Annotated in this window: 13 protein-coding genes; 5 read left to right on the top strand and 8 right to left on the bottom strand. The window is 66.2% G+C overall.

Annotated elements, in window-relative coordinates:
* Positions 1–185 precede the first annotated feature (185 nt).
* Genes ACXR2T_RS01725 through ACXR2T_RS01745 form a run of 5 tightly spaced genes read right to left on the bottom strand, consistent with a single transcriptional unit; the run spans position 186 to position 6,131 of the window.
* A complete protein-coding gene (locus ACXR2T_RS01725; protein ID WP_458840415.1) occupies positions 186–1,334 on the bottom strand; it encodes an enolase C-terminal domain-like protein in 1,149 nt (382 codons plus the stop codon).
* The gene (locus ACXR2T_RS01730; protein ID WP_458840417.1) at positions 1,291–3,192 is read right to left on the bottom strand and encodes a thiamine pyrophosphate-requiring protein; all 1,902 of its coding nucleotides are present in this window, start codon (positions 3,190–3,192) and stop codon (positions 1,291–1,293) included. Before ACXR2T_RS01730 ends, ACXR2T_RS01725 begins: the two co-directional genes overlap by 44 nt.
* A gap of 23 nt (positions 3,193–3,215) precedes the next feature.
* Positions 3,216–4,853 (bottom strand): GMC family oxidoreductase, encoded by a 1,638-nt coding sequence (locus tag ACXR2T_RS01735; protein ID WP_458840419.1) that lies wholly within the window; start codon positions 4,851–4,853, stop codon positions 3,216–3,218.
* Entirely contained in the window at positions 4,850–5,557 is a 708-nt protein-coding gene (locus ACXR2T_RS01740; protein WP_458840421.1) for a gluconate 2-dehydrogenase subunit 3 family protein, read from the bottom strand. Before ACXR2T_RS01740 ends, ACXR2T_RS01735 begins: the two co-directional genes overlap by 4 nt.
* Positions 5,558–5,567: 10 nt before the next feature.
* The gene (locus ACXR2T_RS01745; protein ID WP_458840423.1) at positions 5,568–6,131 is read right to left on the bottom strand and encodes a hypothetical protein; all 564 of its coding nucleotides are present in this window, start codon (positions 6,129–6,131) and stop codon (positions 5,568–5,570) included.
* 125 nt (positions 6,132–6,256) lie between these two features.
* Between ACXR2T_RS01745 and ACXR2T_RS01750 the strand changes: the two genes are divergently transcribed.
* The 3 genes from ACXR2T_RS01750 to ACXR2T_RS01760 are packed head-to-tail and all read left to right on the top strand — an operon-like array spanning position 6,257 to position 9,248.
* Positions 6,257–7,330: an SDR family oxidoreductase gene (locus ACXR2T_RS01750; RefSeq protein ID WP_458840424.1), complete on the top strand. Its 1,074-nt coding sequence runs from the start codon at positions 6,257–6,259 to the stop codon at positions 7,328–7,330.
* Positions 7,330–8,811, top strand: coding sequence for an MFS transporter (locus tag ACXR2T_RS01755; RefSeq protein ID WP_458840435.1), 1,482 nt, complete (start codon positions 7,330–7,332; stop codon positions 8,809–8,811). The genes ACXR2T_RS01750 and ACXR2T_RS01755 overlap by 1 nt, the downstream gene beginning before the upstream one ends.
* Entirely contained in the window at positions 8,808–9,248 is a 441-nt protein-coding gene (locus ACXR2T_RS01760) for a universal stress protein (RefSeq protein ID WP_458840426.1), read from the top strand. The genes ACXR2T_RS01755 and ACXR2T_RS01760 overlap by 4 nt, the downstream gene beginning before the upstream one ends.
* Before the next feature lie 47 nt (positions 9,249–9,295).
* Here the strand turns inward: ACXR2T_RS01760 and dinB are convergent, their stop codons facing one another.
* Both dinB and ACXR2T_RS01770 read right to left on the bottom strand, forming a co-directional pair.
* Positions 9,296–10,525, bottom strand: coding sequence for a DNA polymerase IV (gene dinB / locus ACXR2T_RS01765; protein WP_458840428.1), 1,230 nt, complete (start codon positions 10,523–10,525; stop codon positions 9,296–9,298).
* Positions 10,526–10,573: 48 nt separating this feature from the next.
* A complete protein-coding gene (locus tag ACXR2T_RS01770; RefSeq protein ID WP_458840430.1) occupies positions 10,574–11,806 on the bottom strand; it encodes a CDP-glycerol glycerophosphotransferase family protein in 1,233 nt (410 codons plus the stop codon).
* Between the two features lie 148 nt (positions 11,807–11,954).
* Between ACXR2T_RS01770 and ACXR2T_RS01775 the strand changes: the two genes are divergently transcribed.
* Together ACXR2T_RS01775 and ACXR2T_RS01780 are read left to right on the top strand one after the other, a co-directional pair.
* A complete protein-coding gene (locus tag ACXR2T_RS01775; protein ID WP_489945479.1) occupies positions 11,955–12,956 on the top strand; it encodes a glycosyltransferase family 2 protein in 1,002 nt (333 codons plus the stop codon).
* A gap of 89 nt (positions 12,957–13,045) precedes the next feature.
* Positions 13,046–13,471 (top strand): type II toxin-antitoxin system prevent-host-death family antitoxin, encoded by a 426-nt coding sequence (locus ACXR2T_RS01780; protein WP_458840431.1) that lies wholly within the window; start codon positions 13,046–13,048, stop codon positions 13,469–13,471.
* Positions 13,472–13,891: 420 nt separating this feature from the next.
* Here ACXR2T_RS01780 and ACXR2T_RS01785 read toward each other — a convergent pair whose 3' ends face one another.
* The gene (locus ACXR2T_RS01785) at positions 13,892–16,261 is read right to left on the bottom strand and encodes a CDP-glycerol glycerophosphotransferase family protein (RefSeq protein ID WP_458815625.1); all 2,370 of its coding nucleotides are present in this window, start codon (positions 16,259–16,261) and stop codon (positions 13,892–13,894) included.
* Positions 16,262–16,274 lie beyond the last annotated feature (13 nt).

The raw sequence follows: 16,274 nt of genomic DNA on the forward strand, positions 1-16,274 counted from the left end.
ACGCGACCGTTGTGGCTGCGCTTATGCGGGAGTGATGGCCGATATTTTGGGGGACACTAACTTGAGCCAAGTCGGGATACAGCTCGGGGTCCTTCAGCTGTGGTGTCTGATTCTTGGGCATGAGCTATCTCCTGTTTTCTATGTTCGTGAGCAAGTGTTCGTGTGCGAGTAGCACCGCTGGCGCCTCACCCCACCCGAAACCGCTCGGCATCGCGCGCCCGTAGCGTCAGCCCGCTGCCCGGTGCGTCACCACCAGGCCGCAACGAACCGCCCGCCGGGTCGAGCACGCCATCGAAGAAGCGGCCCTCAATGCGGGCGTGATCGTAAAACCACTCAATGTGCCGCAGGTTGGGGGTGGCCGCCGCCACGTGCGCATGCAACTGTGGGCTGCAGTGCGCAGACACATCAAGCCCGTACGCTGCGGCGAGCGCCGCGACGCGCAGCCATTCGGTGATGCCGCCACACCTGGTGGCATCGATTTGCAGGCAGTCGACGGCTTGCGCCGCGCACATGCGTTGAAAGTAAGGCAGGTCGAAGCCGTACTCCCCCGCCGTGACGTCGGCGTCGATCGAGTCGCGTACCTGGCGTAGCCCGTCGAGGTCGTCTGACGATACGGGCTCTTCGAACCAGGTGACGTTCAAGTCGGAGGCGGCGCGGGCGACACGGATCGCCTCTTTACGCGTGTAGGCTCCGTTGGCGTCCACGTACAGTTCGGTGTGCGGGCCGATCACCTCGCGGGCCTGCCGCATGCGGGCGAGGTCGCGGCCGGTTTCGCTGCCGCGTGACTCGCCGATCTTCATCTTGACTCGTGACATACCCTGCTCGTGTACCCACCCTTCGAGTTGCCCCGCGAGCTGCCTGTCTGAGTAGGTGGTGAAGCCGCCGCTGCCGTACACGGGCACGGTGTCGCGCACGGCTCCGAGTAGGTGGTGCAGGGGCACACTGAGCAGGCGCGCTTTGAGGTCCCAGAGGGCGACGTCGACGGCCGAGATGGCGTACCCGATGAGGCCCTGCCTGCCCGCATTGCGTACGGCGCGCACCATGTCGAGAAACCGGCCGCCCACGTCGAGTGCGCTGTGGCCGACGACGATGGGGGCGAGCGTGCTCTGCACGACTGCCCCGCATTCTGCCGCGCCGTAGGTCCACCCGGTGCCGACGAGGCCGCTCGCGTGCGCCTGCACGATCACCATCGTGGTGGCGTTCCACGCTATCGTGCCGTCGGCCTCGGGGCCCGCGGTAGGCACTGTGTACACCCTCGCATCGAGCTGCGTGATCTTGGGGGCATCCATGTCACCGCTCCGGGCCGCGATCCGGGCCGGCATGATCCGGATCATCTTGCTTGCCGCCCTGGCCCCGCTCACCGCGCGCGTGCCCCAGGTGCAGCGTGTCCTTGACTGTGTCCTTCACGCGCTCGACGCCCTCTGAGAAGAGCGCCTTCGCGGTGTCCTTCACGACTTCTGCCGTGTCGGGGTCGCCCTTCACGAGCGCGAGCCCGGTGTTCTTGGCGAACTCGAACGTGATGTGCGGCGGCAGCGGGGGCACGTTCTTGCTCGTGTGGGCGTCGATGAGGGTGACGCCGCGGTGCGCGAACGCCGCGTCCCAGGCGGCGGCGACCTGGTCATCGCGGGTGACCCTGATCCCGGCGAAGCCGAGCAGTTCGGCCCAGCCGGCGTAGTCGACCGACTCGACGTCTTGAGAGGTCGACCAGACCGGGTTCGCGTCTTCTGTGCGCATCTCCCACGACACCTGCGACAGGTCGTTGTTGTGCAGCACCATGATGATGAGCTGCGGGTTCTCCCACTGCTGCAGATACTTCTTCACCGTGATGAGTTCGTTCATGCCGAGCATCTGAAACGCGCCGTCGCCGATGGTGCACACGACGCAGCGCTCAGGGAACGCGAACTTGGCGGCCACCGCGTATGGCATCGCCGCGAGCATGCTCGCGAGCCGCCCAGACAGATCACCCTGCATGCCCTCGCGCAACCTGATGTGGTGGCCGTACCAGTCGGCGGTCGTGCCCGCGTCTGCGGTGACGATCGCGCGAGGCGGCAGTCGCGTGTTGAGCTCGTGGTACACCCGCCTGGGGTTGACGCCGTCTTCGTAGCTCAGCATCGCCTGCGCCCGCATTTCTTCTTCCCACTCCGTCATCTCGTCTGCGACGGTCGTCTGCCACGACCGGTCGGTCTGCTGTGTGAGGTGCGGTATGAGGGCCTGCAGGGTAGCGCGCACGTCGCCCCACAGGTTAATTTCTGTCGGATAGCGCAGGCCCGTGTGCTCGGGCTTCAGGTCGACCTGCACGGCGCGCGCCTGGCCGCTCTTGGGCAAAAACTGCCCGTACGGGTAGTTCGTGCCGAGCAGCACAAGCGTGTCGCAGTCGTTCATTTGGTGCAGGCTCGGCAGCGACCCGAGTAGCCCCAGCTGCTGCGTGTGAAACGGCACGTCAGACGGCACCACCTGTTTGGCGCGCAGGGTCGTGATGATACCCGCCCCGCACAGCTCAGCAGCTTTGAGCACCTCGTCGGTGGCCCCCTTTGCGCCGTGCCCCACGAGAAAGGTCACTTTGTGCCCCGCGTTGATGAGCGCCGCGGCCGCCTCAATGTCTGCCGTGGGTGGCGTGAACCTTAAGCTGGGGGCGACCGCGCTCGAACGCGACACCCAGTTTTCGGGCGCAAGCTCGGTGAACGGCATGCCCTGCACGTCGTGCGGCAAGATCACCACGGCGGGCCCGAGCCGCGCGCGGGCGGTGCGAAACGCCGTGTCGACGACGGCTTGCGCCTGCGCGGGCGAAACGATCGTCTGCACGTACACCGCGACGTCGGCGAGCACCCGCTCGAGGTTGCTCTCTTGCTGCGTGAATGTGCCCAGCGCGTTGAGGCCCTGCTGCCCAATAATGGCGACGACCGGCTGGTTGTCCATCTGCGCGTCATACAGCCCGTTCAGCATATGAAACGCGCCGGGGCTCGACGTCGCAATACACACGCCCACCTCGCCCGTGAATTTGGCGTGCGCGGTCGCCATCAGCGCACAAATCTCTTCGTGCGTGGGGCGCACGTATTCGAGCCCCTCCCCGGCACGCTGCGCGTCGCCGAGGGCTCCGTCGAACTCGCCGATGCCGTCTCCTGGGAACGCGAACACGCGGCTCACGCCCCACTCCTTCACGCGCCGGATCACAAACTCGCTCACCGTAGTCATCGTGTTACTCCTTCCAATCGTGTTCAGTCACCGTGCCGGGCACTGCCCACCAGCCGGTCGGCAGCGCGCGCCGCCAGCGCCATGATGGTGAGCGCCGGGTTCGCGCTGCCCTGAGTGGGCAGCACACTGCCGTCCACAATCCACAGGTTCGGCACCGCAAAGCTGCGGCAGTCGGCGTCGACGACCCCTTCTTGTTCGGTCGCGGCCATGCGTGCACCGCCGACCAGGTGTGCGGCACGCTCGATCGTGATGACCTCGTCGGCTCCCGCGGCCCGCAAAATGCGCTCCATCACGCGCGTCGCAGCCTGCAGCAGCGCCCGGTCGTTGTCACACTGCGTGTAGTCAAAGCGCGCGATCGGCAGCCCGTACTGGTCGGTCTCGTCTGCCAGCGTGACCCGGTTACCCGGCTGCGGCAAGAACTCGCACAGCGCACCGAGGCACGCCCAGTGCACATAGTCGCTCATGTAGTTGCGTAGGTCTGCACCCCAATACCCCTGCGCCATCACATGCTCTGCCCACGTGATCGGCAGCGGCGATACCGTCTGCACCGAGAACCCGCGCTTATAGGGGGCAGCCGGGTCGGTTTCGTAGAAGTCTTCGCTGCTCACCTCGGGCGGCGGCCCCTTCCACATGCGCACCTCTTCGTCGAAGCGGCCAGCGGTTTGCGGTGCCCCCTGCACCATCAGGTAGCGCCCCACCTGGTCGTAGTCGTTGCACAGGCCGTCACGAAACCGTGCAGACGTCGAGTTGAGTAGCAGCCGGGGCGTTTCGATCGAGTACCCCGCCACCGCGACTGCGCGGGCCCGCTGAAACCTGGGCACGCCGCCCCGCACGTAGTGCACGCCCGTCGCGCGCCCGGTGCGCTGGTCGATCGCGACCTCGGTGACCATCGAATCTGGCCGCACTTCGCCGCCGTGCGCGAGCGCATCAGGTACATGCGTGATGAGCGGCGACGCCTTCGCGTTCACCTTGCACCCCTGCAGGCAGAACCCGCGATAAATGCAGTGCGGGCGGTTGCCAAATCGGCCGCTCGTGATCGCCACGGGCCCCACCTTGGCGGTGATGCCGCACGCGAGCGCCCCCCGCTGAAAAATCTCACCGTTACCCGAGACGGGGTGCGGGCTATACGGGTACGTGTGCGGGTCGCCCCACGGCCACGCTTCGCCCGACACCGGCAGCTCACCCTCGATCTGCTCGTAGTACGGTTTGAGCGCCGCATAGTCGATCGGCCAGTCGGCACCCACACCGTCTTCGGTGCGCGTGCGAAAGTCGCTGGGATGAAACCTCGGCGTGTACCCGGCATAGTGCACCATCGACCCACCGACCCCGCGGCCCGAATTGTTTGCGCCCAGCGGCACCGGATCGCCCCCGCCGATCTCGCGCGGCTGCGTCCAGTACAGGCCGTGCGACCCGGCTTCATCACTCACCCAGTCACTCTCGGGTTCCCAGAAGGGCCCCGCCTCGAGCGCTGCGACCTTCAGCCCCGCCCGCGCGGTGCGCTGCAGCAGCGTCGACCCGCCCGCGCCGCAACCCACGATCACGAGATCGATCTCTTCACTGTCTGCGAACTGTCGCATCTGAGCGCGCAGGGCGGGTTCGACGCGCGCACCATCGCGCGTGAGCAGCCAGGCCGACTCGTTGCGCTGCCGCACCGCGTTCATCGCTTGCCCTCCGCTTCTTCCGACTCCGGCGGCTCCGGCGGCTCCGGCGGTTCCGGCTCTGCAACCGGATCATCGCCGGGGCGCGCGTCGCGCACTTCGAAGGGCTCGAGCCTGTCGACGCCCAGATTCTTGTAGCCGCGCGGGTAGGCGGGGCCCGCGAAGCCGATCTCGTTCCACGCCCACGGGTGCGCATAGAACGCGGTGCAGGCGTAGCGGCTCCACAGGCTCCACACGTGCGCCGCGACCATCGTGTGCCACACGCCCGCACCGAGCGCCTGCACACGGCGCAATAGTTCATGCTGCTCCCCCCACCCGCACTCGGCGAACGGTGCACTATACGCCGCCACGGCGTCGGTGTCGAGGGCAGCGAGCGACCGTCTCCACGCTGCATCGTCGGGCGCTAGGTCGTTATAGTGCCAGCCGTCAGTGCTCCCCGCCGCGAGCCGCTCATCGATCATCTGCGCAACGGGTACGCGCGGCGCTGCGCGCTGGCCGAGCAGCTGGTCGCACAGCGCCGCCGCCGCAGCCCCCTCGGCCGCGCTAAAAAATTGCAGCTCGGGCGAGTGTTCGAGCCGCCCCTCCACGACCTTGCGGGTAGCTTCGTCCCAGTGCTGCGCTTGCCCCAGCACATCGAAGCCAGGAAACCGCGCACCCCCATGATCCGGGTCAAGAGGCAGCGACGATTCGAGACGTTTCGCAGGCATGCGGCCGCGCTCACTTCTCTCGCCGCAGCAGGGCGGCGAGCAGCCCCATGCCGCCCACGAGCGTGACGAGCAGGGGTGCCATGAGGGGCGGCCCCATCTCCATGTTGTAGCGAAAGTTGCGCCAGCCGCCGGGCTTTTGCCCGATGCCTCGGCCGTGCAGCCACAGCCCCTGCACGCCGTTTGCGACGATCGCGGCAGATGCGATGGGCAGCACAGTTTTTGCGGCGCGTTTGCTGCAGACGCCCGCGATGCCCGCCGCTGCCCCGACCGGGCCAAGAATGACGGGCGCCCACATCCACCGGTTACCAAAACTGGCTTTGTCGTGCTCAAAGAAGATCTCGGCCGCCGTGACGACCGCGCCCGCCGCCGTCAGCGCCGCCAGGCTGCGCTCGAACCGGCCCGTGCGCACATTGCGCACCAGCCGATCGATGCCCTGCACTGCTTCATCGATGCTGTGCGCGGCGCCACGGGTGCCGCGCGCCGTCTCTGCGGCGAGCGCCCGGCGCGCATGCTTGGCCTGTTTCTGCGCCCGAGTCAATGCCTGTTTCGCCTGTTTCGTTGCCGACTTCGTCATGTTCGCCCTCTCACCCGCGCGTTTTGTGACCGCATTCGCCCCGAGGGTCGAACACTTTGCGTGAGAATGCAACCCCCTTGCGGCTGAGTATGAGGCGCGCATAGTGGGACCCGAGGAGGCCCATCATGAGTCGCATCACCGTTTCTTCCGCTGACCCGTCACCCACCGACCAGGTTGTCGTAGTCACCGGAGCGAGCGCGGGGATCGGGCGCGCGACCGCGCAGGCGTTTGGTGCCCGAGGTGCGAAGGTGGCGCTCTTAGCGCGTGGCGAGACGGGCCTGCGGGCGGCCGCACGCGATGTCGAGGGCGCGGGCGGTACCGCGCTTGTCGTGCCGGTCGATGTTGCCAGCGCCGAGCAGCTAGACGAAGCCGCCACAACAGTTGAAGAAGCGTTTGGCCCGATCGATGTGTGGGTGAACGTCGCGTTCACGTCGGTGTTTGCCGAGTTTACGAATATGAGCGCGGCCGAGTTTAAGCGCGTCACCGAGGTGAATTACCTCGGTTATGTGTACGCGACGATGGCGGCGCTGCACCGCATGCTGCCGCGAGACCACGGCACGGTCGTGCAGGTGGGTTCGGCGCTCGCCTACCGTGGGATCCCATTGCAGACCGCCTACTGCGGGTCAAAGCACGCGATTCAGGGGTTTCACGAAGCCCTCAGGTGTGAGCTGCTGCACCGCAAAAGCCGGGTGCGCGTGACGATGCCGCAAATGCCGGCGGTCAACACACCCCAGTTTGATTGGGTGATTAACCGCATGCCCAAACCGGCGCAGCCCGTGCCGCCGATCTATCAGCCCGAGGTAGCGGCGCGTGCCGTCGTGTACGCCGCCGATCACCCCGGGCGCCGGGAGTACTGGGTGGGCGGCAGCACCGCGCTCACGCTCGCGGCCAACGCTGTCGCACCCGGCCTGCTCGACCGTTTTCTCGCGCGTACCGGCTATGCGTCGCAACAGATCGAGCGCCCCGAGAGCGCAAACCGACCCACCAATCTGTGGGATCCCGCTGACGGCGAGGGCGGGCGCGACTACGGCGCACACGGCAGCTTTGACACCCGCTCGCGCGGCCGCAGCTCGCAGCTGTGGGCGTCGCAACACCACGGTCTACTCGCGGCGATCGCTGCTGCAGGGGCCGCCGCGTGCTGCGCGGTGGGCGCGGTGTCGGCTGGCGCCCGCGCGCTGATCCGGCAAAGGAGGGCATGATGAGCGCCACCGAGCAGGCGAAACCTGCTGGGCCAGTGCGCAGCCTCGTCGCCGCCCGTATGGACCGGCTGCCGTGGACGGCGTTTCACTGGTCAATTGTCGTGGGTTTGGGCACCTCGTGGATTCTTGACGGCCTCGAGATTCAGATCGTCGCCACCGCCGGGTACGCGCACGACCTACAGATGAACTCGGCGCAGGTCGGGTTCACCGGCACGATCTACCTGATCGGTCAGGTTGTCGGCGCGCTGTTCTTCGGCCGTCTGTCTGACAGACTCGGCCGGCGGCGGCTCTTCATTCTGACGCTCGCCATCTACCTCATCGGTAGCGGTATCGCGGGCCTGTCACCCGCCATGTGGTTTCTGTGGATCTTTCGTTTCGTCGCGGGCCTCGGCATCGGCGGCGAGTACACCGCCATCAACTCAGCCATCGACGAGCTGATCCCATCACACTATCGCGGCCGCGTCGACATTGCCGTCAACGGTACGTACTGGGCGGGCGCCGCAATCGGTGCGTTCGCAAACCTCTTCCTCCTGGCAGACAAAGATTTTGCGAACGCCTGGGGCTGGCGTATCGGCTTCTTCATCGGCCCATTTCTCGGGCTGATCATCATCTACCTGCGACGCCACATTCCCGAGAGCCCACGCTGGCTCATGACCCACGGTCACGAGGAGCAGGCCGAAGCGACCGTCACCAAGATCGAGGATGACATCAAGGCGGCAGGTCACAAGCTCGCCGACGTCGACGAGAACCTCGCGCTCGATGTCGTGCCGCTCAAGAACGTGCCGTTTCGCCAGGTCGCCCACACGTTCTTGCGCACCTACCCGCGCCGCACGTTCTTGGGCCTCAGCATGATGATCTCGCAGTCGTTTCTCTACAACGCGATCTTCTTCACGTATGCGCTCGTGTTGCAAAAGTTCTATGACATCTCACCCGCCAACATCGCGTTCTACTTCTTTCCGTTTGCGATCGGAAACCTTGCGGGCCCGCTCGTGCTGGGGCCGCTGTTTGACACGCTGGGACGACGCAAGATGATCTTCGGCACGTACGCGCTCGCGGGCGGTGTGCTCGCGGTCTCGGCCGCGCTGTTTCAGGCCGATGTGCTGAACGCCACGACCCAGACCGTGTTCTGGTGCGTCTCGTTCTTCTTCGCTTCGGCGGGAGCCTCCAGCGCCTATCTGACCGTGAGCGAGATCTTCCCGCTCGAACTGCGCGGGCAAGCGATCTCGTACTTCTTCGCGGTCGGTCAGATTGCCGGATCCATCGCGCCCACCCTCTACGGTGCCATGATCGGTGACGGTTCTGACCGTGGGCCGCTCGCGGCCGGCTATTACCTCGGCGCGGGGATCATGATCGCGGGCGGTGTGATCGCGCTGATCTTTGGGGTGAATGCCGAGAGACAGTCACTCGAGAGCATCACCGACCCGTTGTCGAAGGCGCCGGGTGATCGCGGGCAACAAGATCAAGAAGGAGACCCAGCATGACCTCTGTAGTCGTGGGAGTGAGCGCCTCAAGCGGCTCCCCGCAGGCCCTGCGCGCCGCGGCCACCGAAGCGCGGCAGCGCGGCGCTGGCCTGCTCGCGGTGCAGGCGTGGCGCGCCCCGATTCCCCCGGCAGCCCCGGGCGGCAAACCGCCGGGGGTGTCGCGTGACATCGAGGCGGCGCTCGCGAGTGCCCAACGCACGCTGCGCAGCCGTGTGACCGCGGTGCTCGGCCCTGACGAGGCCGTCACGTGCAAGGTGGTGCAGGGTGCGCCGAGCACCGTACTGCTCGCCGAGGCCGCTCACGCTGAACTACTCGTACTCGACGCCCCGCGCACCCGCGCGAGCATGAAGTCCCCCGTGCTCGCACACCGGCTCATCTACACGGCCGAGTGCCCCGTGCTCATCATGCCGCCAGCTCCTGAGGCTCACACCCCCTGAGCAGCGCTCGCGCAGGAGATCTACCGCAACTACCTCGCCTACCGCGCCTACCGCGGTGGCTGCAGCGATCGCGGGTCCACAGGTGTGCCCCGCCCCTTCAACAGGCTGGCCGGTGCGAGACCCGCCGCGCCAAACTTCTCGCGCACCGAGTCGACAGCCTGATCGACGGCGTTCAAGTCCTCGTCGTCGTCCCACAACCCAGCGAATCCGTCGCTCGCTTCTCCCAGCTGTTCGGCCCGCACCCCGATCAGGCGCACCCGACGCCCTTCGCTCCACGCCTCTTCAAAGAGCTCGCGGGCGGTGAGATAGATGCGCTGCGACGCGCTCGTGGGCTCCGATAGTGTGCGCGACCTGGTGATTGTTTCGAAGCTCGACCACCGCAGCTTGATCGCGACGGTGCGGGTGGTCATGCCCCGCGCACGCAGCCGCTCCCCCACACGCGTAGACAGCCGCAACAGTTCACGCCGCAGCACCTCGCCGTCGGGCTCATCGAACTCAAACGTTTCTTCGTGCCCAATACTCTTCTCGGTACGCTCGGTCTCAACACCGCGCAAGTCACGGCCGTGCGCGAGCTCGTGCAATTTCTCGGCGCTCGCCGCCCCCACGATGCGGCGCAGTGAGTCGATGGGCTCGTTTGCGAGGTCGGCGACCGTGTGAATGGCGCGCGCGGTGAGGGAGCGCGCCGTGGCCTGGCCCACACCCCACATGGCCGAAACGGGCAGCGGATGCAAGAACTCGAGCGTACGCGCGGGCGCAATCTCGAGCACCCCATCTGGTTTGGCGCGCTGCGACGCGAGTTTCGCGATGAACTTGGTGCCCGCAAGCCCCACAGATGCGGGCAGCCCCAACTCGCTGCGAATCCGTTCACGCAGCTGCCTCGCGATCTCGGCGGGCGTACCAAACAGCCTGGTCGAGCCTGCCACGTCGAGAAACGCTTCGTCGATGCTGAGCGGCTCGACAAGCGGCGTGAACTCGTGAAAAATGCGCATCACCTCACGCGATGCCGCCCGATACTTTTCAAACACGGGCGGCACAAAAATGAGCTGCGGGCACAGCTGTTTGGCGCGCGCCACGGGCATGGCCGAGCGCACGCCAAACCGCCGCGCTTCGTAGCTCGCGCTCGACACGACCGACCGTGCGGTGTCGTGCGCAGCGGCAACGGGCTTACCCACGAGGTCGGGGCGTTCAAGCAGCTCGACCGACACGAAGAACGCGTCCATGTCGACGTGCAAAATAGACGCCTCACCGCGCATCTCGCCCCGCTCCTTCGTGCTCACTCCCCTATTGCATCACACCCGGTCTTGGCCCGGGCCCGATGATCCGGATCAGACGCGCGCTTGCTGCTCTCGCCAGTACGCCGCTTTCGCGAGCAGCTCTTCGATCGCGGCGTGGAAGCGTTTCGTGGGTGCGCCGGGGGTCGTGTCGCCAAAGTAGCGGGTCGACCAGACGCCGAGGCGTTCGCGCGCCGCGTCGTCCCCGATGACGGCGTCGAGCACAGCCTCGATGTTGTCGCAGTCGCTCGCTGCGAGCCACTCGCACTCGCTCAGGTATCCGCCTTCGTCGACCGACGCCTCAGGCGCGACCGGCTGCGTCACCATCAGCGGTTTGCCCGTCGCGAGCCGGTCGTACACCATCGCCGAAATATCGCAGATCGCCACGTCTGGCAGGCTCAGCTGCCAGCCCAGCGCGGGCGCGGTGTCGTAGACGTGCTGCGCGGTGGGATCGTGTTTGTTGGCCTCGGCAAGCATTGCGATGATGCGCTTGTTCGCCTCGCCAAAGCCCGCGTCGACGACGCCGCTGCGGGGGTGCGGGCGATACACCACGCGGTGCCGGCCCGTTGCGATGAGCTTTGCCACGAGTTTCTCACCGTGAGTTGCCACCGAGCCATAGCTTGCGGCGGGCCGGTCGCCCTCCCATGTGGGGGCGTACAGCACGACGGTGCGATCATCGGGCGTGAAGGGCGGTTCGCCCGTCAAATGGTCGGCCTGCGGGCGGCCGATCGCAACCGTGCGGGTCGTCACGTCGTAGTCCCACAGCGCCTTCGAGAGCCTGTCACGCGCCGCGTCTCCGGCGACGAAGGCGTAGTCGTACGCCTTGTGCTGGTTACTCGTCATGTACATCTTGTCGCTCTCACCGTGGTTCACAAACACGTGCCACCGCTCGCCGTAGCGCATCATCTGAAAGTTGCGGGTGTTCTGGTTCACGTAGAGAATCACGTCGAGGTTCTGGGCCGCGATTACGCGCTCAATGTCGGTGACTTTTTGCACGAAGGCAACGTCGAGCCCGCTCTCGCGCATCAGCTGCCGGGCACCTGCCGCGTTGCGCGCGAGCAAGAGCACCGGGTGCTGCTTCGACAGCTCAACGAGCGGTGCGTACCACTGCCGCATCTGGTAAATATTCACGTCACTGTCGGCAAAGTACACGCCCACGCGGTAGTGCTCGGTCGGCAGCGGGCCGCGCGCCGCGAGCGTGTCGCGCAGCTCGAAGTACGCCCGCCGCCCCTTGAGTACGCGCTGCGCCAGGCGGGCGGCGCGCTTCACATCCTTCGCAATCTGCATCCCTCTAGAATACCGCGGCGATCCCGTGAAGAGCCCCGGCCTGGCCCCGGCCCGGCCCCGGCTCAGCCCGCTGTGGCAAGATCGACAGGTGACCAACCCCGCGCCCACCCTTGCTCCGCTGCCCGCTTTGCCGTCGGTCAGCTACGTGATGCCCGTACTCAATGAGGCCGATTTTCTCGCGGCAGCGGTGCGCACCGTGTTAGCGCAGGAGTACACGGGCGAGAAAGAGCTCGTCATCGCGCTCGGCCCCTCGACCGACGCGACCAACGAGGTCGCGGCTCAGCTTGCGGCCGAAGACGCGCGGGTGCGCCTCGTCGAGAACCCCGCCCGCGATATCCCCGCCGGGCTGAACCTGGCGATCGCGCACACGAGCAACGACATCATCGTGCGCGTCGACGCGCACTCCGAGCTCACCCACGATTACACCGAACGCGCGATCGCCGCGCTGCGCGACGCCGATGCCGCAAACGTGGGCGGGGTGATGCGCGCTGCTGGCGAGGGCCCGGTGCAGCGCGCGATTGCCCGCGGCTACAACAGCCCCTATGGCTTAGGCGGCGGCGCCTATCACGGTGACGGTGAGCCCGGGCCCGCCGAATCCGCGTACCTCGGCGTGTTTCGCCGCGAGGCGCTCGACGCCGTGGGCGGCTATGACCCCGAGATCCTGCGTGGTGAAGATTGGGAGCTCAACCTCAGACTGCGCCGCGCCGGCTATCGCGTGTGGTTCGCTCCCGCGCTCGAGGTGACCTACTGGCCACGCGCCAGCTTCGCCGCGCTCGCCAGGCAATTTTTCGCGACCGGAGCCTGGCGTGCCGAGCTGGTACGCCGCTACGGCCGCGCCAACCCCTGGCGCTTCTTCGCGCCGGGGGTCCTCGTCATCGGCCTCGCCGTGAGCACCATCGCGCTTGTGCTGCTCGGTGCGGGCGCGCTGCCCTGGGCATCGGCCTGGCCGCTGCTGCTCACGCCGCTCGCGCTGTACCTCGCGGGCGTGCTGTTTGCGACCGCGCGCATTCCGGATCAGCGGGGGGCGCGCGACCGTTTCTTCACTGCCATAACCCTCGTGACCATGCACGTGTGCTGGGGTTCGGGGTTCTTGCGTGGCCTCGCACTTGGGGCACACCGCGTGGTTGACCGCTCCCGCATCTCCTCGTAGCGCGTCGCGTCGTTGCCAAGCTTCGTTCTGCGACGTACGCTAAGTACACGACGTACTTAATAGACCTACAGCGACCGATGGAGTAAATAGTGTCCCTTGCGACAGCCTCCGACTATCAGACATTTTCTAGTGCACGCACCCATCTCAAGGAAGTGCTGGACCGTGCCCGCGCTGGCAAAGTTGTTACGATTACACGCGGTGCCGAAGTATCTGCCGTCGTGTCGGCCGACAAACTGCAGGATTATTTTTTTCGCACTGTTGTGCCCGGTCTTGAGATCGCACACGAGAGTGGCCGAGTGATCGCACTGATGCATTCACGTCCATTCGTTTCTGAGGGGCTCACGGTCGACGAAGCCCTTGCAGACATGCTGCACGCCCTACGGGAATACGCAGAGGATTGGGAAGATCATCTCTCCACCGCACCTAACCATGCCCAAAACTGGGCACTGGTGCAGTTAGTGCAGCTGTCTTCGGACGAAGAGCTTCTTAATTGGTTCGAACGTGGCGGAGCATAAACATGCGCCGATAACCCGCGAAGACCACGACACTTTCTGTCTCACTGAACAGTGGGAGCTGAAACGTGGCGCTACCGGGCAGCCCGTTCAGCACCATCGAACCTACATTCTGCGCCTGTGGAACGGGCACGTACTGCGCACACGTATCTCGCGCCCCATAGACGGCTCGCAATACTCTAAGAGCATGTGGGCCCACATCTTACGATCACAGCTCGAGGTCGATGCTGCGACGTTTTGGAGCTGTGTGAATGACCGAATCTTGCCCGATCGCGGCGACCCTACGCCTCGTCAGCCACGCAGCCCCATTCCCCTATATCTTTACCGAGAGCTGACGCGCCTCGGCGTGCCAGAGTCTGAAATCGCGAAGCTCGATATTGCAGATGCCGCAAAACGTTACGCGGAATTACTCGCTAACGGCGGTTAGCCTGCGAAAGCTCCCAGTTGTTCGAGCTCATCGACCACGCGTCCCGCCGCGTGGCCGTCGTCGTGCGGGTTGAACTTCTCGCGCCACGAGGTATAGCGCTCGGCGTGAGCCTCAAACCAGGCTTCGCTTCCCTGCTCTGCGATACGGCGCGCCGCATCAATCACCTCAGCGCGTGAGGCGACGATGGGGCCGGGCGCTTCACGCTCGAAATCGAACGTGAAGCCGCGCTCTCGGTCGCGGTACGCGGCGAGATCGGGGGCAAAGAAGACGAGCGGTAGCCACGCCACAGTGGCGTCAAACATGATCGATGAGTAGTCGGTGACGACCAGGTCGGCGGCGATCAACACATCATTAATGTCGGGGTGGCCGCTCACATCAATCACACGGCCGCCGTCGCCGTACGCACCGTACACCCCAAACGCCTGCGTGCGGGTATGACCGCGCGCGAGCACGACCCACCCATCACCGAGTTCACGGGCGAGGGCAGCCACGTTGAGGTCATCGACAAGCGTTACGCCGCCGTCGCGCCAAGTCGGCGCGTAGACGAGCACGCGTTCGCCCGCGTGCACGCCAAGGCTCGCACGGGCCACTGACACTGCGATCGGGTTGCGCTCTTGCCCAATCGCGGCTGTCGCGAGCCTGTCGCAGCGTGGGTAACCGGCCTCGATGATGCGGCCACGAAACGCATAGCTCGCGCGAAACTGCTCGGTTGAGTGCGGGTTTTGTGACAGCAACAGGCTCCAGCGCCGGCTCTCACGCTTGATCGCGATGCGCGTGCGCAAGCCGACCTTTGGGCGCCCGAGCGCCAGATGCTTGAGCATCGTGCCGTGCCAGGTCTGCAACACAATCTGGCCGCGCGCCCGGCGAAAACCGTAGCGCAGCCAATCGTTCGCGACGATCAATTTCGCGTAGCGCCTAGCGGCGTGCCACTCACGGCCGCCCACGAGCAGCGGCACCGCGCCGCCTGGCACCTGCTGCGTCTCGTTCGTTACGCTCCAGTATCGGGTGACGTGCGGCGCTCGGGCGGCAATCTCACGGTCAAGCGCAAGCGGATTACAACTCACCTGCCTGCCGTAGAAGCTCTCAAAAAACGCCGCGGGCGCCTGCACGAGTTCGCGGGCGGGGCGCTGCAACTGCGCGATCTGGTCAAGCACGCGACCCGCGGCCCCACCCTCGGGGTGCGCGTGAAAGCGTGCCGCGAGCGCCCGCGCATCTGACACCGCCGAACGCAGCGCCGCGTGCGAAGTCGTGAGCTCGGTAAGCCTCGCCGCGAGCGTGTTCCAATCATGCGCAATGCGCCCAAAACTGGTCACCTCGAGCGGTTCGTACAGGCCGCGTGATGCGGTGTAGTGCGCGAGGTCTGGAGCAAACCATACGACAGGCCGCTGCAGCAGCGCGAAGTCAACGGCGATCGACGAGTAGTCGGTGATCAGCCAGTCCACGCCGCCCAAGAGCGGCGTAATATCACGCACGCGGTCGCTGCCGAGCAGGTGCACACGCTCGCTGTGCCAGCTCGCCCACTCCCCCTCGCCGAGCGGGTGCGACCGGATCACGAGGTGCGCATCGGCCGCGGTAAGCGCGCGCTCGATCGCGGCGCGCTCCGCCGCCTCGGGCAGCAGCGGATCCTCTGCACCGTCGCGCCACGTCGGCGCGTACAACACGACCTTTTGCTGTGCGCCAAGCTCAACGCCCACGCGCGCAATCAGCTCGGTGCGCGCGGCTTCGGCGCGATCCGGATCGATGGCCTGCGCCGCAAGCGCATCGTCGCGTGGGTCGCCCAGCACCCGCACCTTGCCCGGATCGACGCGAAACGCCGAGCGCAGCCGCGTGGCGGCGAGCGGGGAGCCTGCGACATACAGATCGACCGAATTCGCGCCGCGCGCGTACATGCGACGCAGCACGCGCCGCACGATTGCGGGCCCTCGCACCGCGGTCGTGACGGGCGAATCAAAGTGCAGTTTCTTGAGCGGTGCTCCGTGCCACAGCTGGGTGATGAAGCCGCCCTGCACGCCGAATCGGTTCACGTCGCCGAGGCCGTGTGTGACTACGATCTGCCCTGCACGCAGCGTCGCCCAAAACCCGGCCCAGCTGCGGCGCGCGATGGGGGTGAACCCCTCACCGCGCGCCTGCTCAGCTTCGATCTCGGTTGCCGTCAGCCACACGATGGGGGTGGCCGGTTCGCGCCTCGCGAGTTCGCGGGCGACGACGAGCGCCCCCTCGCCGACCCCCACACCACTGCCAAACACCCAGCGGGTTTTCACACGCGGCACGAACCACGACAGCACGAGCGCGAGCACGTACTTGGGTAGGGCGAGGAGCTTTTCAAGGTTGCCCTGTTCGAAGCGAAATCGTGACGTGCTGCTCATTGTGTCCATGCTA

It is taken from the genome of Leucobacter faecis (assembly GCF_054456635.2).

Bases quoted from the DNA above. Each gene is read 5' to 3' on its own strand.
- ACXR2T_RS01725 (WP_458840415.1), bottom strand. From the start codon at position 1,334: ATGATCCGGATCATGCCGGCCCGGATCGCGGCCCGGAGCGGTGACATG.
- ACXR2T_RS01730 (WP_458840417.1), bottom strand. From the start codon at position 3,192: ATGACTACGGTGAGCGAGTTTGTGATCCGGCGCGTGAAGGAGTGGGGC.
- ACXR2T_RS01735 (WP_458840419.1), bottom strand. From the start codon at position 4,853: ATGAACGCGGTGCGGCAGCGCAACGAGTCGGCCTGGCTGCTCACGCGC.
- ACXR2T_RS01740 (WP_458840421.1), bottom strand. From the start codon at position 5,557: ATGCCTGCGAAACGTCTCGAATCGTCGCTGCCTCTTGACCCGGATCAT.
- ACXR2T_RS01745 (WP_458840423.1), bottom strand. From the start codon at position 6,131: ATGACGAAGTCGGCAACGAAACAGGCGAAACAGGCATTGACTCGGGCG.
- ACXR2T_RS01750 (WP_458840424.1), top strand. From the start codon at position 6,257: ATGAGTCGCATCACCGTTTCTTCCGCTGACCCGTCACCCACCGACCAG.
- ACXR2T_RS01755 (WP_458840435.1), top strand. From the start codon at position 7,330: ATGAGCGCCACCGAGCAGGCGAAACCTGCTGGGCCAGTGCGCAGCCTC.
- ACXR2T_RS01760 (WP_458840426.1), top strand. From the start codon at position 8,808: ATGACCTCTGTAGTCGTGGGAGTGAGCGCCTCAAGCGGCTCCCCGCAG.
- ACXR2T_RS01770 (WP_458840430.1), bottom strand. From the start codon at position 11,806: ATGCAGATTGCGAAGGATGTGAAGCGCGCCGCCCGCCTGGCGCAGCGC.
- ACXR2T_RS01775 (WP_489945479.1), top strand. From the start codon at position 11,955: ATGCCCGTACTCAATGAGGCCGATTTTCTCGCGGCAGCGGTGCGCACC.
- ACXR2T_RS01785 (WP_458815625.1), bottom strand. From the start codon at position 16,261: ATGAGCAGCACGTCACGATTTCGCTTCGAACAGGGCAACCTTGAAAAG.